Here is a 19,805-nt window from a genome sequence, read left to right on the forward strand (position 1 = left end):
CTTGTTTCTCAAATCTTGGTTTATTTTAGCATATTTCAACTCTTGTTAGCGAACCGTTCTCAATTTTTATGCCAAAAGCCTCTTCAAGCGTTATGCCGTTTATAAGAGAGAGCAAAACGCGGATAACTCCCGCATGGGTAACGACCAAGATATCCTCTTTTTTAAGTGAAGGCAAAAACTCGAAAAAAAACTCTTCAACTCTTTTTACATACTCTTCGTGCGCCTCTCCATCAAGTGCTTCTATCCACTGTAAAAAGTCTATATACGCTACTTTGCCCTCTGCGATGATCTCATCAAAGCTAAGTCCCTCGTGCACTCCCCACGACTTCTCTCTTAGTTTCTCCGTATAGTTTGCATCTTGGGCGTGTAAAGAGTGTCGCAGCGTCTCTTTCGCACGTCTGAGGTCTGAGCAGAAAACCGCATCAAACTTCAATGTGTCAAGCTCTTTTGCGAGTTCTCTTGCTTGAAGATAGCCATTTTCTGATAAGCCTATATCTATGTGTCCGTTATAGCAGTTTTTGTATCTCTCTTCAACCTCTGCGTGTCGGAGTAGAGTTACTCTCATAATAAGCCAAGAAGAAGAACATTTAGCAAGACAAGCTCTGTCACTTCGATCGTAAAACCGTAAATATCGCCTGTAAATCCGCCGTACCTCTTAATAAAAAAGCTTTTTATAACAAACAAAACTAACAGTGCGCTAACAAGCAGAAGGAGTTTGTTATATATCAGAACTATCAAGAACGAGCAGAAGAGTGTGATGAGCATCTGCGGTTTTGTAAGCTCCTCTTTCGCCAGAGTTCCCATCCCGCTTTGGCTTATGTAAGGGTAGAAGTAGATTGCCAAAACAGCGTTTAGTCTTGAGAGCATAAGAACAAGCGGCAGAAGATAGAAGAGTTCAAAGTATGCCAAGGATGAGGCTTTTAAAATGAGAAAAGTGACACCTGTTATCATCCCCATTCCGCCGACATGCGAATCTTTCATAACCTCCAAGGCTCTCTCTTTTGGAACATAAAGTCCATCCACCGTGTCGCTAAAACCGTCAAGATGAAGAGCACCAGTTAGCAGAACTAAGAGAGCAAAGATGATAATGCCAAGATGAGTTGATGTTACAAACGGATTTAAAAATTCATGCACTCCCCATAACACAGCGCCCAGCAAGAAGCCGACAAACGGGTAGAACATAACTGCGTAGCCGTTTATGCCTTTGTAAAAATCGTGAATTTTAAAAAAAGGAAGAGTTGTTAACATTGAGATCGCAAGGGCAAGACCTTTAAAGATATTTCTCATTTTATTCTCATTGATATGCCTGCTATCGTATGATAGACCTCGTCGCAAGAAGCTGCAATAAGCTGAGATAATTTCCCGCTTATATCTATAAACTCACGTGCAAGCCTGTTTTCTGGAATTATCCCGCACCCGACATCATTTAAAACAAAGACGACCGTTTTATCAAGCGCTAAAACAGCTTCCAACTCTCTTTTCATCTCATCAAACCCAAATCCGTGGTAGAGCATATTGTTTATCCAGATACTAACACACTCAATTAAAACAGAGCTATCACACTTAGTTATTGCGTTATAAAGTTTGAGAGGCTCTTCAAGAGTTTCAAACTGAGCGCTTCTTTGGAGTTTGTGAGCGTCGATGCGCTTTTGCATCTCATCGTCAATAAACTCTGTAGTTGCCAGATAGATTGGTTTTTTTAAAGAGTTTTTAAGTGTGTATATTTCTGCATTTAGAGATTTTCCGCTTTTGATGCCGCCGATAAAGAGTGCTTTTTTAGTTTTCATCTTGAAATTTTATCTAATGAAATGAAAAAGTGAGGTTTTGTGGAGAGATTTGTGTTATAAAATTAAAAAAGCCCCATCCAAGAGTGGATGAGGCGTAAATTCAAGCCTTAGTAAAGGTCTTGAGTAGGGTGATTTGTCTTGATGCTATCAGTATTGCCACCGTTGTTTGTATCGTAAGTTACGATATTGTCAGCTTGAAGAGCACCTAGTGTTAATCCGATTAATAAAATCAATGTTTTCATTGTCTGTCCTTTGTTAAGAGAGCCTTACCCTCTAGTATTTTTAAATCAGACAAATTTTATCCTATTTAACTTTTAAGCTTCTAACGGTTTTTAAAGTACTGTTTTTAATTAAGACAATTTTTATCTTTTATTGCAGTTTACGTTCTCAACTAGGATGAGGAGATTTTTCAATAACATTTTGCTATAATGAAAAAAATTTATGGGGGGCTTGTATGAATAAAGAACAGATTTTAGATTATTTAAAAAACAAAAAACAATTCCTTCATGAGCAATTTGGTATAAGTAAAATAGGACTATTTGGCTCATACGCAAGAGGCGAGCCAACCAAAAGCAGCGATGTTGATATTATTTATGAGATAGATAAAGATAAAAAGTTTTCAATGTTTGCGTATTTAAAATTAAATAAATATCTTGAAGAAAATTTCCATGCAAAAGTTGACCTTGTAAGAGAAGCTACAATAAAAGAGTCGTTAAAAAGCTACATATCAAAAGATGTCATATATGTTTAGTACCAATAGAGATTGGAAGCTGTATGCAAAAGATATTTTACAAGAGTGTGAAAATATCAAAAAGTTTACAAACGGCGTAACATACGAAGAGTTCACGGAAAATTTGGAAAAAGTTTATGCCGTGGCAAAAGCCTTTGAAAATATAGGCGAAGCAGTAAAACAGCTTCCAAAAGAGATTACCAAAAACTATTCAAACATTCCATGGAGCGAAATCGCTAAAATGAGAGATGTATTAACTCATCACTATTTTGGTTTGGATGATAAAGTCCTGTGGGATACGCTAGGCGAGGATTTTGAGCAGTTTTGGCAAACAGTGGATAAAATATATAAAAGCTAATCGACAATTATCAAGTTATGGTTGTCACCTTATCTATTAGTGTAAAGAACCGCTAGTTAAAGCAGCTCTCGCTTTTTAGCTTCATACTCATCTTGCGTAATCGCTCCCTTTTGCAAAAGCTCAAACCAATAATTAATATTCATTTTATCGCTTGACTTACTAGTCTCAAAAGCCTCTCTAGCTTTAGCTTCCTTGGCATATTCTTTATTAAACTCTATCTGCTCTAGCTCTTCCCTGACATTCTTATAAATGCTAAGCCCATTCTTGCGACGGAATTTTCTTATGCTTCTCTCCCAGAGGACAAAAGGTAGAATAACTGGCGCAGAAATAGCAATTATTGCAAGCGTAATAGTTATGATATTTTCAGGAGGGTTTTTGGAAAAATCTAGAATGCCACCAAAGCCTTTTGAGGGAATAAAAATAACAAAAATATATAATAAAGAAGCAGGAATGAAAAACAAAAAATACCCAAATAATCTAGCCCCAAACCCGCCTGTTTGTATCCCCGCCGCAAATAGCGTAGCCGCTCCCGCATTTTTCATATCATTTGCCATTTTTTGCCTTTTTATTAGTTCAGAATTTTTATACATGTAGTTTAGCATAAAGCATAAATTTAAACCAAGTTTTTTACAGTGAGTGCCTTTTGTATAAAATCAATATCTACATGTAGATTTATATGCTCGGCAAACTCATCTATAGCTTTTGCTTTGTACTCTTTAAAGTCGTATCCCTCATAGCTCTTGTCTATTTTACAAAAGAGTCTGTAGCGGAATTCATCGTTCTCAAAGATACCGTGCACAAAAGTGGCGTATAGATTTTTCTTCTTTACAACCCTTTTTTTAGCAACTCCGTTATGTATCTCGTAGCCATCTATCATTGAGCCAAAAAGATAGTAGCACCCCTTTTTGACGATCTTCTCTTTGCCAAAAACTACATCGCCTTTTATGCGTCCAAAACCGATTGTCTCCTTTTGTTTGGACTCCACGCACTTAGGGTCTAAAATACGCTCAAACATCATCTCGTAACCGCCGCAGATGGCGACTATTTTTTGTTTTGTTGAGCTTAAAATCTCCTCAAAGCCTCTTTCTCGCAGCCACGCCAAATCATCCACGACTCTTTTGCTTCCCGGCAGAACGATCAAGTCACATACAGAAGCCTCGGCGGGATTTGAGATAAAAGAGAGTGCAACTTCACGGTCTGCAACAAGCGGTTCAAAGTCTGTAAAGTTGCTGATGTGCGGGAGTTTTATAACGCCTACGTTGATTTTGGCTTTTGAATTGTCCTGAACATAGTTCATTATAGATTGGCTGTCTTCAAAACCGAGGTTGAACGGTTTGTATGGCACAACGCCCAAAACTTTTATGCCGAACTTCTTCTCTATGATAACTCTGCCCTCATCAAAAAGAGTTATGTCGCCTCGAAATTTATTTACGATTACTCCGATAACATTTTCACGCAGTTTTTTTGGAAGCAGTTTATAAACTCCGTAAATAGATGCAAAAACTCCGCCGCGTTCTATGTCAGCGACTAAGATTATCTTTGTATTGAACTCACTTGCCACATAGATATTTGAGAGGTCTTTATCCATGAGGTTAAGCTCAACAGGACTCCCCGCTCCCTCGGCTACAATGACGTCATACTCATCTTTGAGCTTTAAAAATGCCTCTTTTACGATGGGTTGGAGTGTTTTTATGTCACGGTAATATGCATGCACATCTTTCTCACCCACGCTTTTGCCGTTGATTATGAGATGCGCACTGTTTTTTGTGCCCGACTTTAGCAAAACAGGGTTCATGTTTGTGGTGGTTTTTAGCCCTATTGCCTCTGCCGCAAAGTGCTGAGGGATTGCTATCTCGCCCCCGTTATCCGTTACATGCGAATTGTTTGAGACGTTTTGGGCTTTAAAAGGAGCTACGCTGATGCCTCTATGGTGCAGAAGATATGTAAGTGCAAAACTGAGGGTAGATTTTCCCGCGTCGCTGCTTGTGCCGAAGATACTTAGTGAGTTCATTTTATTGCTTTTAGTGAAGTTTTATAAGAGTCCTATTTTATCTAAAAAAACATACTTTGGATCCATTTAATAAGCTGTTTAAGAAAAGAAGTGTACTATCTATAAACAAATAAAAAACAATACAAAGGTTGTGAATGTTCTTTGGTAAAAGCGATAAAAGCAGGGTAGAGTTAGATGCTAAGGACAAAGTGATAGAGGCTCTTAAAAATGAGCTTGAAGAGGCGAATGCAAAAATAAGAGAGTTTGAGCAAAGCGTCAATAGGGTAGATGAGAATCAGATAATGAGCGAGCTTATCAAATCCTTGACCGCAAGCTTGACGCAGGCTTGTACCGCAGATATGGCACATCTTCAAACAGATTTGACCGACAACTTAAAGGCGCTTGAAGATATAGACAAAAGAAGCCATCTCAATTCTGAGAGCGCTGAAGAGTCGCTTTTAAACACAAATACATTGATGGCGACTATGAGCTCTCTACTTGAGCACATCACAAGTACGTACGATCAGGTAAACACGCTAAATACAAATGTCGAGAATATCTCAGATGTGATAAATCTTATAAGAGATATAAGCGATCAGACAAATCTTCTTGCCCTAAATGCAGCGATCGAAGCGGCACGAGCCGGTGAGCATGGAAGAGGGTTTGCCGTTGTTGCCGATGAGGTAAGAAAGCTTGCAGAGAGAACCCAAAAGGCAACGGCTGAAGTTGAGATAACAGTTCAAAGCCTCAAGCAAAACACTCAGGAGGTTCACGAACACTCCAAGTCAATGGAGGAGCTCTCTGTAAACTCCAATGAGCAGATAGGATCACTTCAGCATAAGATCAGCACTCTGCGTGACAGTTCTAAGGTTATTGCTGAGGAGAACCAAGATGTTACAAATGCGATATTTATGATCTTGGTAAAACTAGACCATCTTCTTTTCAAGGCCAACGGTTATAAAGTGGTCTTTAAAGGGGAGACAGATACTGAGTTTGTCTCTCAAAAGAGTGCCGCCTAGGAAGATGGTATGAGAGCGGCATAGGCAGAGAGAAGTTTAGTAAAACTCAAAGTTATGCAAAACTTGAGACACCGCACTCGCTTGTTCACGACAACATCAAAAAAGCCGTAGAGTGTGTAGAGAACGGCACCTGTACGAAAGAGTCAAAAAATGTTATGAGCTATTTTAGCGAGGCTGAAAAAGCAAGTAATACCGTAATAGATATTTTGGATGCAATGTTAAAAGAGGAGAGAAGCAGTAGACATTAAGTAAAAGTTATTTTACTGCTTCCACTCCATATTTTTCTCAAAAACTAAAATTAAAATCTCTCTTAGGCTCTCTATCATCTGCGCACTCAACTCTTGTTTGTTGCAGTAGAGAAAAAACGCAACGGTGTTTAGCATCGACTTTTTAAGTCTTTTTCTAAGAGTTGAGACTTCGTCGATAGGGATAAGATTTTTACCGTTATAGAGAGAAAAATCTTTTGCCATACCGAGGTTAAAAGAGACGATTTGATAGGCAAAAGCGATATTTTTGCCCTTTTCATAGTGCGATACAAAGTTTTGGAGTGAATTTCTAAGAAGTGAGAGTTTTGCTTTGTTGATGTAGCCAAAACTCTCACGAAACTGATATTTTTGTTTCATGCTAAAGCCTAAAACATCATAAAAATCATTGAGATTTTTCCAAAGAGAGTGAAAATATTTTTTGCCAAAGAGCACCTCTTCAAAAATCATAAGCATCTTTTGTGTCTCTTTTTCTTTTGAGTATTTAAGCATAAAATACTCCTCTTTAAAGAGTGAGATAAGCCAGTTTTCATCAAGTAGGCTAATAGTGTCAAGCCTTTTTTGGTTAGATGCGGCATCCAAAAAACTCCACAGCATGGAGATGTCATTTCGTTTGGCTTTTGTTTTTTTTCTAAAGTGCTCCTCTGCAAGATAGAGGATAAGATTTTCAAGCATGGCATCTTTTTTTGCTATCTCATGGTTAAAAATCACCTTTTTGTATAGGTTAAAACGCATCTCTAGCACATGTTCTATATCTAAAATGGCACTGTCAAAAAAACTAACCCTGAATTCTTGGTTTTTATGGCTTAAAACACTCTGTTTTGCTATGCGCAACAAGTCAACCGCCCCGCCGATGTAGCCGCTTGCAAGCATATCGCGGTTGATGTAATCAAGCCTGTCAGCGTCAATGGTTGCGTCAATAAAAGAGTGCAGCACGCCAAAATCAAATCCACCGAATGAGGCATCTTGAAGGATGTAGTCAACCACTCTGTAGATAAGCACGATATACTCTCTTTCGTTCTCTTTGGTAAAGTCTTGGAGTATCTCATAATCAAGAAGCATTTTTGCAAACTCTACGCCCATAGCTTCGTGAAGCACTTGAGCATTTTTGTTTATCAGTTTTTCATAAAAATCCAAAAATTTCTGCTCTTTGGCGTTGCAAACTTCTTGGAGTGATAGCTTCTCATAAAGGCTCTGCATAGCATACTCGCTTTGATGTGAAAATGGCAGATGCCCAGCGTCATGCAAGAGTCCTACAAGCCGGAGTGCTTGGAGTGAGATAAGATAGGCGTACTTCTCTTTGGAGTTTTTTAGTGGGATAAGAAACTGGTAGAGTGTATCATCTTCAAAGAGTTCACAACTTTTTATCTTGCTTTTTATGGAGAGTTCGTCTTCGATTTTTAAGATAACTTTGTACAAATCTTTTAAAAAGATGGAGCGAACATCGCTATTTGCATTTAAAAGCGCTCCTTTGTACATGTGAGAAGCAAGGTGCATTGTCCCTAAGCTGTGGATATATCTTTTGGTGTTGATGGAGGGAAAAGCAAAGTAGGCAAGCGCATTTTGCGTTATAAACTGCAGACGGCTTAAAATCTTGGTTTGAAGGACTTTGCCTTCAAGCTTTGTATACTCAATGTGACTGTAAATCGTATCGTTGATAAATCTATTTGTCATTAGACTTTTCAAATATTCGTTCGCTAAACTCTGCAAACTTTCCGCGCACTGCTTTTTCAAGCTCTATGGCAAACATGCCAAGCTCTGGATGTGTCGCTCTTGTCTGTTTTAGAAGAGTTGTCAAGCCGTTATTGTATTTGTTTAAGTAAAGGTTGTCTATCTGCCTGTTAGAGCCGATAACGATTGCCATACAGCTCTCATCAAGTCGTGAGAGGATAAGCTGTGTCGTCTTTTCGCTGCTGTTTTGCCACTCATCCATGATAACGATAGCCTCGCTTAGAGTCCTTCCTCGTGCCTCTCCAGGCCAGAGTGTTTGGATGTCATACTTTGCAATAAGCTCTTCTGTTTTAGAGTGAATAGATTCGGGATTTTCTGCGTTTACTCCCTTCTTGAGTCTTTTTTTGGCAATAAACTCTAAGGTGTCACTCAGTGCCATATTATAGATGCGGAACTTCTCGTCATTGCCTGATAAGAAACCAACTTCTGCTCCTCTGTCTATAGATTCTATGGAGTTTCGCACATAAACTATTTTGTCGTAAAGCCCTTTGTCTATGAGTCTCATTGCCGCCACAAAAGACATAAGCGTTTTTCCGCTTCCAGCTTTGGCGTCAATTACAAGCAGATTATAAACATTTTCGATAATGGCTTTGACAAAAAATTTCTGCTTCATGTTTGCCGGTTTTACGGCAAGAGGGTGAAAATCGCTCTCATCCATAACCATCACGCGCCCATTTGCCACAATGCCGTATGCGCTGTTTCCGTCGCTAGATTCAAATGTGTAGCAAAAATTCTCCGGCTTGTATCCGTCGTCAATCTCTTTGATACTTTGAAGATTGAGCTTGTTAAAGTAGATAGACTCAAGCGGCGTGCTTTTTACAAAAGAGAAGTCTGGAACTTCGCTTTTGTCGTCATTGAGCGTTTGGGTTTTGATGTTTTTAAAGAGTGCGAATGTTCGTGCATAGATGTCGATAGAGATAAAAATGACCTTTTGTCCTTTGTAGTAATCCCTCGCAACCTCGGCAACCTCTATGATCCTTTTGTCGTTGCTCTCGGAGATGTGGTGCTGTTCTATCTGAGTGTCGTAGCTATCCTTGGAGATGACGTGAATGACTACGTCACCTTTGTAGAGTTTTACAACCTTGTAATTTTTCTTATAATCTATCTCTTTAATCTTAGTGGAGGCTAGAAATCTGGCAAACTCTCTTGAGTAGTAACCGAGTTCATTTGAGAGTTTCTTTTTATCTTCAAGTTCAAGCAGTACCGTCTCCGGTATCACGACTATGTTAGAACCTTGATCGCTAAGAGTCTCTATATTTTGCACATTTTGCAAAATAATATTTGTGTCTACGACATAAACTTTTTCTTTTTTCATCTTAAAATGGTATGAGATATTTGTTACATAGCGGTTACTTTACTCATGATCTTTTTCCAATCAAGGTCAAACTTCTTTTTTACATAGGCTCTGTGGTGTGGAACTGTGCATTTTGAGCAGTCCTGATGGATCGCTCCGCCGGCTGCAAGCTTAGAGCCGTTGTTTATGTCGCACTTACTGAGAATCTTTGCTCCGTTGTATTCTCCAAGCCCATCATCGTTAAACCTAAAGTGCGGACATCCGCAGAGGTAGCAGTTTAGTTTCTCAATGTCGTGGCACTTCACAGGCTCTTTGTAGAGCGGGCAGAACTCATTCTCCTCTTTTACCATATTCTCAAAATCAAAATAGTCTATGATCTCATCTTCGCTTAAGCCTTGCGCTACAAGTTTCTCAACTATCTTTTTATGTTTTTTGGCGTGCTGTTCAAACCACTCAATATAACTCATACTTTCTTTCCTCTTTGTACTCTTTAAACTTAAATTTTATCCTATAAAAAAATAAAGTAAAGCCAAAGTGAGAATAATTGCAAAATCTATTTTTGGTTTTAGAGAGAGAGCTTTTTGTAAATCATCCGCTTTTATGTCAAGCGCACCGCCTCCAAAGTATGGTTTTTCTTTTATTTTGCCAAAATAGCTAGTAGGTCCGCCGAGTCTTACATGTAAAAAAAGAGCCATCGCGGTTATGGGGTGTCCGGCATTTGGAGAGTCATGTTTTTTGCCGTCTTTGTAGAAAGAGAAGATATTTTTTACTCCGCCAAGAAGCATAATCAAAACAGCGGTTATTCTCGATGGAATGAAGTTTGCCGCGTCATCCAAATATGCCGCAGCTTTTCCGTATTTCTCGTACTTCTCATTCCTGTAGCCGACCATAGAATCCATGGTATTTATGGCTTTGTAGATGATAATACCAGGGAGTCCAAAAAGAGTAAGATAAAAAAGAGGTGCAATAACTCCGTCACTCAGATTTTCGGCATAAGTCTCGATAGAGGCTTTGTAGATGTCGCTCTCGCTTAAATGCACTGTATCACGGCTGACAAGCATAGAGATCGCCTCTTTTTTATTCTTACATGTAAGAATGTTTTTCACTGAATCAAAAAGCATCCTGTGCGCTAAAAACATAGAAGCTGTAAGAGAGGTCAGGATGGTATTTAGAGGCGTGCCAAACCATCCAAAAAAAGAGCAAAGCAGAAGTGAGGCGAGAGTAACGAGAAGTAAAACAAACATAACAAGCAACAAACCGCGCATAACGCTATCTTTGTAAAACCTGCTCTCAAAAATGCCAATAAGCTCACCTATAAAGATTATCGGGTGTTTTATAAATCTGAACTCACCAAAGAGTTTGTCTGTGATGTAGGCAAGAGCGGCAACTAAAATATTGCTCATACCTGATATTCTCCTAAAATCTTCTTTATTTCCCTATCAAAATCAGATTCTATTTTTTGTGTTTTGTTAAACTCATCATACTCTGCAAATGCTTTTAATTCAGCTTCTGTTTTAGAGACTTTACCGCTGTTTTGGAGTACTTGGTATTCGTTAAATTCCAAAAACTTATTTACAGAGTCTGCAAGTTGTTCCATAGTAAGGGCAGTTTTATTTTCTATAAGCCTTTCTATGTAGTCAAAGTAGCCAGATACTGCACGTTCTAGCTTTTTAATTTCCTCTTCGCTGAGATAGTTTTTAGCTACGGTTGTATCTGACTTTAAAACTCTTCCATCCGGTGAGTTTTTAAAGGTTTGTAAGCCCATAAAAGGTTTTGTTTTATCGGCATTTTGGTAAATGATTTCCGCAGCAGTCTGTCCGCTTATGGCAAAGTGAAATTTGTTTTGTATAGTTGCGTAAAAGTTTTTTGTAGTTTCTGATTTAGAGTTATAGTCAATACTGCACTCTGCAAAGATATCGGTAATCTGTTGGTAAATTCTTCTTTCACTTGCACGGATGGAGCGAACACGTTCAAGCAGCTCTTTGAAGTAGTCTTTGCCAAAGTATCTGCCGTTTTTTAGCCTCTCATCATCCATGGCAAAACCTTTGATGATGTACTCTTTTAATACTTTTGTTGCCCAGATTCTAAACTGTGTAGCCTGTGAGGAATTTACACGATAGCCTACAGAGAGGATTGCATCAAGGTTATAATATTCGACCTCCCTTTTGACACTTCTATTCCCTTCTTTTTGAACTGTTTCCAAAATGGAAATAGTTGCCTCTTTGTCTAATTCACCATCTTCATAAATATTGTTTAAATGTTTAGAGATAGCAGGAACATTAACTCCAAAAAGCTCAGCCATTCTTTTTTGTGGCAGCCATACAGTTTCGTTGTTTACAAAAATTTCGACTTTCACTTCACTGTTGGGCGTTGTGTAGAGTAAAAATTCAGTTAGTTCATCTTGTGTTGTAAGTGTTTTGTTTTGATTCATGCAAAATCCTTCAGGCTTTTATCGATATATTTTAGCAAAAAGAAAATCTTTGTATAATTTTTATTGCAATATGCCATTTAAAGCCTCTCTCAGTTTGTTGTGCGAGTAGCTCTCTTTGACCGCAAAACGGAGATAGCTCTCATCCAAAAAGTCAAAACTTCCGCAAGTTCTAACCAAAATTTTGTGTTTTAAAAGATGCGCGAAAATCTCTTTTGCCCTCTTTGATTTTGTAAGAAAAAAATTGGAGTCGCTCTTGTGTATTTTAGTAAAAAGGTTAGACTCTTTTAGTATCTCAAAAAGTTCATTTTTATTTTTTACATGTAGCTTTTTACTTCTGGGCTCAAACTCCCTCTCTTGAAGCCTTTTGGTTAAAAATTCCACATCAAAAGATGAGAGGTTCCACATGGGAGTCAGCAGCTCCTTTACGTTCTCTTTATTGGAGAAAACCGCGCCTATCCTTACCCCCGCACAGCTGTAAAATTTGGAGAAAGATTGTATGATGTAGAGCTTCTCGTAACTCTCTGTTTGGTTTCTCAAAGATTTCAGCCCTTCAAACTCTATGAATGATTCATCCAGGATTATTGTGCAGTTTTGCTTCTTCCAGAGTCTGAAAAGTTTATCCAGATTGTAATATTTTGCATCCGGAGTAGAGGGGTTTACAAAGACAACGATAGAGCCTTTTTGCGGTTTCAGATGTAAGTTTTTAAAACGGTTGATTTTAATGATTTTTTTCTCTTTTGGCACCGCTTTTTCATACTCGCCATAAAGAGGCGCATAGAGATAGACTCTCTTCTCCCTTAGAGTTTTAAAGAGTTCAAAAATGGCAGAAGTTGCACCGTTATAGAGTGCAATGGAGCTCTTTTTTATCTCGTATTTTTTGGCGATTGCTTTTTTTAAATCAAGATAACTGTTATCGGCATATTTGACTAACATCTCGTTAGTGGGTTTTAGTTTTATTTTTGGGTGATAGCTGTTTATGTTTGATGAGAAGTCTATAATCTCCTCATCTGCGCATGAGAGCATTTTTGCGTATTTGTATATGTTTGCACCGTGTTTCATCTGATTAACTCTTTTGCTTTTTGTGTGTTTTTATAGCTGTTGATTCTCTTGAGCGCATAAAATGCAGAGGCTCTCTCAAGCTCTGTTGCGACATTTTTTTTGTTTAGTTTTCGTGGAGCATGTTGATTGTATGTGTTTAAAAAAAGATTTAAAAAATATGGCGTGTGCCTTAGCGACTCAAACCCCACAAGGGTAACCGCAACATCAAAAGCAAAACTTCCGCATGTCGAGTCTATAAAATCAAAAACACCGACTTTTCTACCCTCAAAAACAGTGTTGTCTTTGAAGATGTCTCCGTGGATAAGCCCGTCATTTTTTGGCGCATAGTTTTTTAAAAATTCAAGCTTTTTGTAGTAAGAAAAATAGTTTCTTTTTGCGTAGTTTAGCAGTGAGTTTATCTCATCTTTGTCTATGAGGTTTGATGAACAGCTCTTTTTGTAGGTATGTTTGTGAAATCTTGCCAAAAATCTTGCCAATGCCTGAATATGGAAGCTTTTTACGCTCTTTGGCTGAGAACCTTGGAGTTTTTCGTAGAGGTACCATTCAGAGCTTTTGGCGATGCACAGAGGAACATTTAGCCCTATTGATTTGAGTTCGCCTAAAACTCTTATCTCCTCAACTATCTTGTTTGAGAGCTCTCTTTCGTACTTTTTTAGGATATATTGGTTTTTGGATGTAGAAACTATGTAGGTCGTATCGATAATCCCCGAAGTTGTCGCAACAAGCTCTGTAAACTCGTAAGATGCAAAGAGTCTGTTCAGTTCGCTCAGGGTGATGAGAGTTTTAACGCCCATTTACAAAGAACACTCTCTCATAATCTCTCTGAAATCAAGGTCAAACTTCTTTTGGACATACTCTTTATGGTGCGGTACGGTGCATTTTGAGCAGTTCTGATGTATCTTGTCGCCATAGACTCCCTGCTCGCCGTCTTTTGACTCTATTGCGCAGAAGCTGTATTTGGTTTTGTTATCTACTTTTTCTATGCCCTTGTCGTCAAATCTAAATTTTGGGCAGGCGCAGAGGTAACAGTTCAGCTCCCCCATATCATGGCACTTTTTGTTATCCTTATATAAAGGGCAAAAATCACTCTCCGCTTTCACCATATTTTCAAACTCAAAGTACTCTAGTATCTGCTCTTTTGTGTATCCGCGTGAGACGAGTTTATCGACTATTTTTTTGTGTTTATCTGCATGCTGCTCAAACCACTCGCCGTAACTCATGCTGCCATACCTCTTTTTTTCTTCTCAAGTCTGTCGTACATCGCTAACATGTTATAGTAGTCGTTATGCAGAGTAATATCAATGAAAAACTCCTCTTTTTCAAGGATTCTCACAGCTTTTTCTACCATCTCAGGAGTAAAGATATTAAAAAGCCCCTCTCTGTAATCTTCAAAATCAAGCCCCTCATCACCCATGCGTATAAGCTCGGCAACTACATGTCCAAGTCTCTTCTCACCAAACTCTAAAAGCTCCAGAGCCGCCTCTGTGTTGTCTTGTAGAAGATACAGATGCGCTTTAAACTCCGCCATCGTGAAGTTGTTTTTAAAGATAACGCCTATATATTTTTCCACGTTTAGAGAGTTGTCGAGCCCATCAACCTCGTCTAAAATATCATCTGCATCATACTCGCTAAAATTTAAAACCATATCACGTATGAGTTTGCCGCTGTTTTTGTTGTTATAGGTTAAATCCTCTATCGGATAGACTTCTGAAATGCTCGGAATAAGAAGCTGGCATGAGTAAAATCCAAGGTAGTCATACTCTCTGATGTAGATCTCTTTGTCCATCTCTTTGGCGATGTTTGTTAAAAATTCAAACTCATCCTTAGTGCCATCTCCGTTGTATCTCCACGGCGAAAACTCAAAGCTCTTTTTAGCGCTTAAAAAGCCAAATCCGAGCTTTCCGTTTGAGTCGACAAAGTGGGACTCAAGGTTAAAACTGTCCTCAATTATGCTCATGTCAAAAGTAGGAGTCTCAAAGGTGTCGAGATTTTCCAAAGAGCGTCCCTGCATAAGTTCGGTCATTGTTCTCTCTAGTGAGACTTCCAAGATGGGGTGTGCTCCAAAAGAGACGAAGAGTGTTGAGTTTTTTGGGTTTATCAAAGAGATTGCGGTTACTGGAAAAACTCCGCCAAGCGTTGCGTCGAGAACCTCTACGATGTAGCCGAGCTCTCTGAGTGCCGTAATGTCTTTGTAAACTTTGGAGTGGGATTTTAAAGTCTCATCCGGAAATTTCGGCAGCGCGTAGCCGTTTTTGATAATCTGGATTTTTGCGTAGCGTTCATATATCTCGCTAAGAGCCTGAACCTGCGCTTCTTGTGGAGTGTTTCCAGAAGCAAGACCGTTGCTGAGGTAGAGGTTGCTCAGTATATTTATAGGAAAATAGACGCTCTGCCCGTTTGAGTGTTTTTTGAAGGGCAAAGAGAGAATCTTATCCGTAATGTCGCTGTTGTAATCCACCAAATCTTCACTCCCAAGCTCGCCCTCTGGATCATAAATGCTTAGGAGCTCCTCGTTTAAGTAGTCGCCGCCAAACTCAAACGCCATCTCATCGGGATACTGTTTTTTTTTCGGAAGATAAAAATCTATAAAAAAGTTGTTTGTCTGAAGCCGCTCGATATACTCGCCCAAAGCGCTTGCCATTGAGGCATCCGAGAGAACTCCTTTGCCGTTTGAGTAGATGTGTGAGGGTGCTTCAACTGAGCCAAGGTTTACCGAGTAGCAATTCTCAAGCGGATGTTTCTCCTGTGAGAATGTAGTCTCACATCCGACATCTGCCAGCACGGCTTTCATTTTTGCTATGCTTACTTTGAGTGGAGATTCTTTTGATAATAGGTTCATTTGATGCTCGTATGAGGGTTAATATTTTTGCAAATCATACCCGTTTTCTTCTAAGGAGCAGGTAGATGAAAAACGGTCCGCCCAAAAATGAGGTCACAACGCCTATGGGTATATCTGAGGCTGTGCCGAGATTTCTTGAGATGAGGTCACAAAGCACCAAAAAAATTCCGCCGTAAAAAAAAGTTACATGTAGAAGTTTGTCAGCACTCTTTTTGTAGATGCTCCTCAGTATATGCGGCACTATCAGACCTACAAATCCGATAGGTCCCGTAACGCTTACCGCTACACCGATTGCTATAGATACCGAGATAAGCAGTATGGTGTTTGTTTTTTTAACCTCCACGCCCTTTAAAAAGGCGTTGTCGTAGGAGGTGAGGAGGAGTTTTATCTCTCTTTTATAGTTGAGTGCGAGAAGTAAAAGGGCGATGGATACCGCGACAATAGGCACTACTGTTTTAAAACCGACAACATCAAGCGTTCCCATGGTAAAACGGACTATCTCATAACTCTGCGTCTCATCGCTGATGTAAAAAAGTATCATCAAAGCGGCGCTGTAAAAGAAAGAGAGGGCAATACCTACCAAAAGAAGAGTGGAAGTTTCAAAAGCTTTTAGCCTTGCGGTTATGCTAAATAGTATCACTATAGTCAAAAGCGCGCCGACAAATCCAAACAGAGCCATAAAAGAGGCAAGACCAAATACTATGGCAAAGGCGGTTCCCAAAGTCGCTCCGCTTGCAACGCCCAGCGTAAATGGAGTGCTCATCGGGTTTCTAAAGAGAGATTGAAATATTAGACCGCTAAGAGCCAAAAGCGCTCCCGTAAAAAAGGCGACAACCACCCTTGGAACTCTTAAATCCCAAAAGAGTTTGTACTCCATGGATGAGAGAAGATTTATTTTTGACATCTCAATTTCTATCTGCCCGAAAAAAGGAGCAAAAAGTAGCAAAATAAGTGAGAGGATTATAAATAGATATCTCATAGATTCACCACAAAATAATCATCTATGCGTTTTATGCTTGTGCCGAAAAATTTATCCATATTGCACACTTCAAAAAACCTCTTGTTTGTGTCAAAAAACTCTATTTTCCCATCTAACATGTAGATAATTTTATATCCGAGTTTGTGGGCTAGATTTAAGTCATGCGTTATGATGATTCTGTTTTGAATTTTTTCGCCGGAGAGTATCTTTGCGACTTTGAGACTCTTTTTTGGGTCGAGGTTTGCGGTTGGTTCATCAAAGATGGTAAGTTTTGCATTATGAAGAAGAGATGAGGCAATCATAGCCAACTGCTGCTCACCGCTGCTGAGTGTTATACATGGTTTATGCTGTAGAGCTTTTAGCTCCAAAAGCTCTAAAACATGATCTATCGTGAGTTTTGAGTATAGACTGCTAAGTTCAAGATACTCTCCTAAAGAGAGATACTCATCAAACATCTCAAGTTTTGGCGGTACATAGTTTATAAACTCTGAGCGCTCTTTTGCGCTAAAGTGATGTAGTTTTTTGCCAAAAAGCTCAACCGCCTGCGAGTATGAAATGCCGCACAAAATCTTGGCTAAGGTCGATTTTCCCGCACCGTTTGAGCCTAAAATGGTAAGATTTTCACCCTCATTTAGATGAAAATCTATATCTCTTAAAATGGTGTTGCTAAACTCTGTTATTTTTAACATCTAGTTGCCGCTTTTATAGTTATTTAAAATCTCTCTGAAATCTTGTAAAAAATAGACAAGTCTGTCGCTTGGTATGCCTGAATATGTCTTGTCTATGATGTAGACGGATTTTGTTCTGCCTGCATTTATGGGAAGTTCAAGCCATGGGTTGATAAGCTCATCTCTGCTTAATCCCATCTCTTTCATCGAGTGTGCAAGAAGAATGACAATGTCGGGATTGCAACTGATTATATTTTCCATGTTTAAAACAGGTTGCCCTTTCCTTTGACTTTGCAGGGCGTTTTTATTCCCGCTCTCATTTATAATATCATCAAAATATAGGTTCTGACCAGCTACAAAAATTCTCGAAGTAAGCGAGGTGTTGTGCCCCATTACGATTAAAATCCTCTTATCTTTTGTTATATTTTTTAGTTTTTTTAGTTCGCCATCAATCTCTTCTACAATCTTTATTGCCACATCTTCTCTCTCTAATGTTTTGCCAATTTCTAAAATCGAGCCTCTTATGTTTGAGAGAGTATCTATGCGAACAATTTTGCTCTTAATATCGAGTCGTTTTAATTTTTCTCCAAGTTTATAGTTGTTCTCCTGCATAATTACCAAAGTTGGTTCCAGTGCCACTATTTTTTCCAAAGATGGCTCAAAATAGCCGCCAACTTTGGTGATATTGAGAGCCTCTTTTGGGTGTAGCGAGTGGGTTGTGTTGCCGACAATTTTATCTCCCTCACCAAGAGCAAAGATTATCTCATTTACCGATGGCGAGAGGGCAATTATTCTCTCGCTTGCAAAGATGTTCAGAGCCAAAGAGAGCAGTAAAAAGAGTTTTATCATTAAAATTGAGCCTTAATCCCTGCGTATGCACTCAGAGGAGCAGTCGCGTAACCATCCAATACTTGGTAATATTTGTCAAACAGGTTCTCTATTTTAGCATATATAGAGATGTTTTTATTGAGGCTATAGTTCGTCACAAGGTTTACAACAGTGTACTTTCCAGTCCGTGTGCCGCTTTCGTTATCGTTTGAGTATCGCTCACCGATATACTCGCCGTTTATTCCTATATGCAGATTTTTTACACCATAATAATCTAATGCAAGATTAATAGTATTTTTCGGTCTTCTGCTGAGCACTTCATCATCGCTGTTTTTGGCATCGAGCCAAGTATAGTTTGATGTAAGTGAGACATCTTCGCCAAGTTTAGTATTATACTCTATTTCAAAACCTTGGATTTTGGTCTCTCCTGTAGCATTAAAATATTTCCAGGTATTTAAATCAAAATCAATCATATCTTTTGTTGTTGAGTTAAAATAGGTAACTTTGAACTCCTTATATCCAACACTCAAATCATAACTCATCGTATTTTCAGGCGTCAGGTTTTCGTTTCCGTAAGTCGGATCATAAAGATTATATATTGTGGGTACATTGTAAGACGAACCTATGTTTGCACTTGTTATTAACCCCTCAACACTCTTGCAAAAATGTTTTACGCCGAGCTTGCCTGTTGTCTTGTCATCAAATTTGTCATAATCGTCAAAGCGTATAGATTCACTGACAACTGTTTTTGAGCCTAAAAGGGTGAACTCATTGGAGTTTGTAAGAAAAACAGCCTTGTTGTTATACTTTTTTTGTAAGTCGTTCTTATGCTCAAATGTTTTGTAATCAAGACCAAAGACGACAAAGTCGTCATCATTGTAGGGCGTGTTAGACTTTATGCCGTATTCCTGAATCTCTCCGTCAAACTTTTTTGTCCAACCTTGGGGATAGTCTCTGTTGAAAATTGAAAGTTTTGCATAAACATCAAGCTCGGTGAAACTGTTTTTGTGGTTGAAATTGACTTGGCTGAAACTGTCCTCCGTGATTGAATCTTCAATGCCGTTGGGAGTTGCAAAAGGGTCGGATTCAGTCTTGGAGTATATTATTGTGTGCGACATGTCAATTTTGTTATTTTCGTCAAAATTAAACCCAAGCTTTATGTTTGAAGTCGTGTTTTTGTAACCGTCATCTTCGTACATGTCAATGTTGTCGCCATTTGGAGATTGTGCTGTGAATCCATCTGTATCTACTTGTTGTAGACCTGCTTTGATGTAGTATCTATCTTCTTTATAAGATGCTAGTAAACCATATTTTTTTGTATTAAAACTTCCAAATTCAGCGTTGATAGAACCGTGCAAGCCTGTTTTTGCACTTTTTGTGATTATGTTGATGACACCTGCCGTTGCATCAGCTCCCCAGATACCGGACTGCGCGCCTTTTATGATCTCTATTTGTTCGATATCTCCTATCATCAAATCTCCAAAAGGAGCACCGTTTAAACCGGTTATATCATTGTATCTGATACCGTCTATTAGAACTAGGGTTCTTTTTGAATCAAGACCTCTTAGGTAAACAGCGGATGTTGTTCCAAGACCGCCGTTGCTTGTAAAGTTAATGCCTGAGATGCTGTTTAGCGCCTCCGTTACAGTTGTGTAGTGCTTTTCTTCAATCTCTTTGCTTGTGATTACATTTACGTTTGATGTGACGTCTTCGATTGACTGCGCTGTTTTTGTCGCACTTGTTACTGTGATTTGTTCTAGCTCAATTTCCTGAGCAACTAATATGGTTGAAGCCAGTAGTGATAAAAGTATCTTTTTTTTCATTTTTTT

Annotated in this window: 22 protein-coding genes; 3 read left to right on the forward strand and 19 right to left on the reverse strand. The window is 38.9% G+C overall.

Annotation, left to right across the window (positions count from 1 at the left end; translation table 11 throughout):
* Nucleotides 1-25: 25 nt before the first annotated feature.
* The 4 genes from FCU45_RS00755 to FCU45_RS11770 form a co-directional block, all read right to left on the reverse strand.
* Nucleotides 26-565: a histidine phosphatase family protein gene (locus tag FCU45_RS00755; protein WP_137011301.1), complete on the reverse strand. Its 540-nt coding sequence runs from the start codon at nucleotides 563-565 to the stop codon at nucleotides 26-28.
* Nucleotides 562-1,287, reverse strand: a complete 726-nt coding sequence (locus FCU45_RS00760; protein WP_137011303.1) for an adenosylcobinamide-GDP ribazoletransferase — start codon at nucleotides 1,285-1,287, stop codon at nucleotides 562-564. Before FCU45_RS00760 ends, FCU45_RS00755 begins: the two co-directional genes overlap by 4 nt.
* Entirely contained in the window at nucleotides 1,284-1,787 is a 504-nt protein-coding gene (locus tag FCU45_RS00765) for a bifunctional adenosylcobinamide kinase/adenosylcobinamide-phosphate guanylyltransferase (protein WP_137011305.1), read from the reverse strand. Before FCU45_RS00765 ends, FCU45_RS00760 begins: the two co-directional genes overlap by 4 nt.
* Before the next feature lie 107 nt (nucleotides 1,788-1,894).
* A complete protein-coding gene (locus tag FCU45_RS11770) occupies nucleotides 1,895-2,020 on the reverse strand; it encodes a hypothetical protein (RefSeq protein WP_281276870.1) in 126 nt (41 codons plus the stop codon).
* Nucleotides 2,021-2,241: 221 nt separating this feature from the next.
* Between FCU45_RS11770 and FCU45_RS00770 the strand changes: the two genes are divergently transcribed.
* Both FCU45_RS00770 and FCU45_RS00775 read left to right on the forward strand, forming a co-directional pair.
* Entirely contained in the window at nucleotides 2,242-2,538 is a 297-nt protein-coding gene (locus FCU45_RS00770; protein WP_137011307.1) for a nucleotidyltransferase family protein, read from the forward strand.
* Nucleotides 2,531-2,875, forward strand: coding sequence for a HepT-like ribonuclease domain-containing protein (locus FCU45_RS00775; RefSeq protein ID WP_137011309.1), 345 nt, complete (start codon nucleotides 2,531-2,533; stop codon nucleotides 2,873-2,875). The genes FCU45_RS00770 and FCU45_RS00775 overlap by 8 nt, the downstream gene beginning before the upstream one ends.
* 56 nt (nucleotides 2,876-2,931) lie before the next feature.
* Here the strand turns inward: FCU45_RS00775 and FCU45_RS00780 are convergent, their stop codons facing one another.
* The gene (locus tag FCU45_RS00780; protein WP_170175807.1) at nucleotides 2,932-3,417 is read right to left on the reverse strand and encodes an SHOCT domain-containing protein; all 486 of its coding nucleotides are present in this window, start codon (nucleotides 3,415-3,417) and stop codon (nucleotides 2,932-2,934) included.
* A 71-nt stretch (nucleotides 3,418-3,488) separates the two neighbouring features.
* A complete protein-coding gene (locus FCU45_RS00785; protein ID WP_137011313.1) occupies nucleotides 3,489-4,886 on the reverse strand; it encodes a cobyric acid synthase in 1,398 nt (465 codons plus the stop codon).
* A gap of 464 nt (nucleotides 4,887-5,350) precedes the next feature.
* Between FCU45_RS00785 and FCU45_RS11865 the strand changes: the two genes are divergently transcribed.
* Nucleotides 5,351-5,884: a methyl-accepting chemotaxis protein gene (locus FCU45_RS11865; protein WP_425471116.1), complete on the forward strand. Its 534-nt coding sequence runs from the start codon at nucleotides 5,351-5,353 to the stop codon at nucleotides 5,882-5,884.
* A gap of 260 nt (nucleotides 5,885-6,144) precedes the next feature.
* Here the strand turns inward: FCU45_RS11865 and FCU45_RS00800 are convergent, their stop codons facing one another.
* From FCU45_RS00800 to FCU45_RS00860, 13 genes are read right to left on the reverse strand one after another with little or no spacing between them, the layout of a single operon-like run.
* Nucleotides 6,145-7,821, reverse strand: a complete 1,677-nt coding sequence (locus tag FCU45_RS00800) for an HD domain-containing protein (RefSeq protein WP_246032207.1) — start codon at nucleotides 7,819-7,821, stop codon at nucleotides 6,145-6,147.
* On the reverse strand, nucleotides 7,811-9,193 hold the full coding sequence (locus tag FCU45_RS00805; protein WP_137011317.1) for a PhoH family protein: 1,383 nt from the start codon (nucleotides 9,191-9,193) through the stop codon (nucleotides 7,811-7,813). The genes FCU45_RS00800 and FCU45_RS00805 overlap by 11 nt, the downstream gene beginning before the upstream one ends.
* A 23-nt stretch (nucleotides 9,194-9,216) precedes the next feature.
* Nucleotides 9,217-9,639, reverse strand: a complete 423-nt coding sequence (locus FCU45_RS00810; protein WP_137011319.1) for a hypothetical protein — start codon at nucleotides 9,637-9,639, stop codon at nucleotides 9,217-9,219.
* A gap of 36 nt (nucleotides 9,640-9,675) precedes the next feature.
* Nucleotides 9,676-10,575, reverse strand: coding sequence for an adenosylcobinamide-phosphate synthase CbiB (cbiB, locus tag FCU45_RS00815; protein ID WP_137011321.1), 900 nt, complete (start codon nucleotides 10,573-10,575; stop codon nucleotides 9,676-9,678).
* The gene (locus FCU45_RS00820; protein WP_137011323.1) at nucleotides 10,572-11,603 is read right to left on the reverse strand and encodes a virulence RhuM family protein; all 1,032 of its coding nucleotides are present in this window, start codon (nucleotides 11,601-11,603) and stop codon (nucleotides 10,572-10,574) included. Before FCU45_RS00820 ends, cbiB begins: the two co-directional genes overlap by 4 nt.
* Nucleotides 11,604-11,663: 60 nt before the next feature.
* Nucleotides 11,664-12,662, reverse strand: coding sequence for an aminotransferase class I/II-fold pyridoxal phosphate-dependent enzyme (locus FCU45_RS00825; RefSeq protein WP_137011325.1), 999 nt, complete (start codon nucleotides 12,660-12,662; stop codon nucleotides 11,664-11,666).
* Entirely contained in the window at nucleotides 12,659-13,456 is a 798-nt protein-coding gene (locus FCU45_RS00830; RefSeq protein WP_137011327.1) for a phosphotransferase, read from the reverse strand. The genes FCU45_RS00825 and FCU45_RS00830 overlap by 4 nt, the downstream gene beginning before the upstream one ends.
* On the reverse strand, nucleotides 13,457-13,882 hold the full coding sequence (locus tag FCU45_RS00835; RefSeq protein ID WP_137011329.1) for a hypothetical protein: 426 nt from the start codon (nucleotides 13,880-13,882) through the stop codon (nucleotides 13,457-13,459). It lies immediately after the preceding gene.
* Nucleotides 13,879-15,501 (reverse strand): YcaO-like family protein, encoded by a 1,623-nt coding sequence (locus tag FCU45_RS00840; protein ID WP_137011331.1) that lies wholly within the window; start codon nucleotides 15,499-15,501, stop codon nucleotides 13,879-13,881. The genes FCU45_RS00835 and FCU45_RS00840 overlap by 4 nt, the downstream gene beginning before the upstream one ends.
* Before the next feature lie 34 nt (nucleotides 15,502-15,535).
* Complete coding sequence (locus tag FCU45_RS00845; RefSeq protein WP_137011332.1) at nucleotides 15,536-16,480, reverse strand: FecCD family ABC transporter permease; 945 nt, start codon at nucleotides 16,478-16,480, stop codon at nucleotides 15,536-15,538.
* Nucleotides 16,477-17,169, reverse strand: coding sequence for an ABC transporter ATP-binding protein (locus FCU45_RS00850; protein ID WP_137011334.1), 693 nt, complete (start codon nucleotides 17,167-17,169; stop codon nucleotides 16,477-16,479). The genes FCU45_RS00845 and FCU45_RS00850 overlap by 4 nt, the downstream gene beginning before the upstream one ends.
* Nucleotides 17,170-17,997: an ABC transporter substrate-binding protein gene (locus FCU45_RS00855; protein WP_137011336.1), complete on the reverse strand. Its 828-nt coding sequence runs from the start codon at nucleotides 17,995-17,997 to the stop codon at nucleotides 17,170-17,172.
* Entirely contained in the window at nucleotides 17,997-19,799 is a 1,803-nt protein-coding gene (locus FCU45_RS00860) for a TonB-dependent receptor plug domain-containing protein (protein WP_137011338.1), read from the reverse strand. The genes FCU45_RS00855 and FCU45_RS00860 overlap by 1 nt, the downstream gene beginning before the upstream one ends.
* Nucleotides 19,800-19,805: the final 6 nt, after the last annotated feature.

The sequence above is a fragment of the Sulfurimonas crateris genome (genome assembly GCF_005217605.1).
Taxonomy (GTDB): domain Bacteria; phylum Campylobacterota; class Campylobacteria; order Campylobacterales; family Sulfurimonadaceae; genus Sulfurimonas; species Sulfurimonas crateris.

What these genes read in the sequence shown, in the direction of transcription:
- FCU45_RS00785 (WP_137011313.1), bottom strand. Translation starts at nt 4,886, where the DNA reads ATGAACTCACTAAGTATCTTCGGCACAAGCAGCGACGCGGGAAAATCT.
- FCU45_RS00855 (WP_137011336.1), bottom strand. Translation starts at nt 17,997, where the DNA reads ATGATAAAACTCTTTTTACTGCTCTCTTTGGCTCTGAACATCTTTGCA.
- FCU45_RS00775 (WP_137011309.1), top strand. Translation starts at nt 2,531, where the DNA reads ATGTTTAGTACCAATAGAGATTGGAAGCTGTATGCAAAAGATATTTTA.
- FCU45_RS00860 (WP_137011338.1), bottom strand. Translation starts at nt 19,799, where the DNA reads ATGAAAAAAAAGATACTTTTATCACTACTGGCTTCAACCATATTAGTT.
- cbiB (WP_137011321.1), bottom strand. Translation starts at nt 10,575, where the DNA reads ATGAGCAATATTTTAGTTGCCGCTCTTGCCTACATCACAGACAAACTC.
- FCU45_RS00810 (WP_137011319.1), bottom strand. Translation starts at nt 9,639, where the DNA reads ATGAGTTATATTGAGTGGTTTGAACAGCACGCCAAAAAACATAAAAAG.
- FCU45_RS00820 (WP_137011323.1), bottom strand. Translation starts at nt 11,603, where the DNA reads ATGAATCAAAACAAAACACTTACAACACAAGATGAACTAACTGAATTT.
- FCU45_RS00760 (WP_137011303.1), bottom strand. Translation starts at nt 1,287, where the DNA reads ATGAGAAATATCTTTAAAGGTCTTGCCCTTGCGATCTCAATGTTAACA.
- FCU45_RS00800 (WP_246032207.1), bottom strand. Translation starts at nt 7,821, where the DNA reads ATGACAAATAGATTTATCAACGATACGATTTACAGTCACATTGAGTAT.
- FCU45_RS00755 (WP_137011301.1), bottom strand. Translation starts at nt 565, where the DNA reads ATGAGAGTAACTCTACTCCGACACGCAGAGGTTGAAGAGAGATACAAA.
- FCU45_RS11865 (WP_425471116.1), top strand. Translation starts at nt 5,351, where the DNA reads ATGAGCTCTCTACTTGAGCACATCACAAGTACGTACGATCAGGTAAAC.
- FCU45_RS00825 (WP_137011325.1), bottom strand. Translation starts at nt 12,662, where the DNA reads ATGAAACACGGTGCAAACATATACAAATACGCAAAAATGCTCTCATGC.
- FCU45_RS00765 (WP_137011305.1), bottom strand. Translation starts at nt 1,787, where the DNA reads ATGAAAACTAAAAAAGCACTCTTTATCGGCGGCATCAAAAGCGGAAAA.
- FCU45_RS00780 (WP_170175807.1), bottom strand. Translation starts at nt 3,417, where the DNA reads ATGAAAAATGCGGGAGCGGCTACGCTATTTGCGGCGGGGATACAAACA.
- FCU45_RS00850 (WP_137011334.1), bottom strand. Translation starts at nt 17,169, where the DNA reads ATGTTAAAAATAACAGAGTTTAGCAACACCATTTTAAGAGATATAGAT.
- FCU45_RS00840 (WP_137011331.1), bottom strand. Translation starts at nt 15,501, where the DNA reads ATGAACCTATTATCAAAAGAATCTCCACTCAAAGTAAGCATAGCAAAA.
- FCU45_RS00805 (WP_137011317.1), bottom strand. Translation starts at nt 9,193, where the DNA reads ATGAAAAAAGAAAAAGTTTATGTCGTAGACACAAATATTATTTTGCAA.
- FCU45_RS00770 (WP_137011307.1), top strand. Translation starts at nt 2,242, where the DNA reads ATGAATAAAGAACAGATTTTAGATTATTTAAAAAACAAAAAACAATTC.
- FCU45_RS00830 (WP_137011327.1), bottom strand. Translation starts at nt 13,456, where the DNA reads ATGGGCGTTAAAACTCTCATCACCCTGAGCGAACTGAACAGACTCTTT.
- FCU45_RS00845 (WP_137011332.1), bottom strand. Translation starts at nt 16,480, where the DNA reads ATGAGATATCTATTTATAATCCTCTCACTTATTTTGCTACTTTTTGCT.
- FCU45_RS00835 (WP_137011329.1), bottom strand. Translation starts at nt 13,882, where the DNA reads ATGAGTTACGGCGAGTGGTTTGAGCAGCATGCAGATAAACACAAAAAA.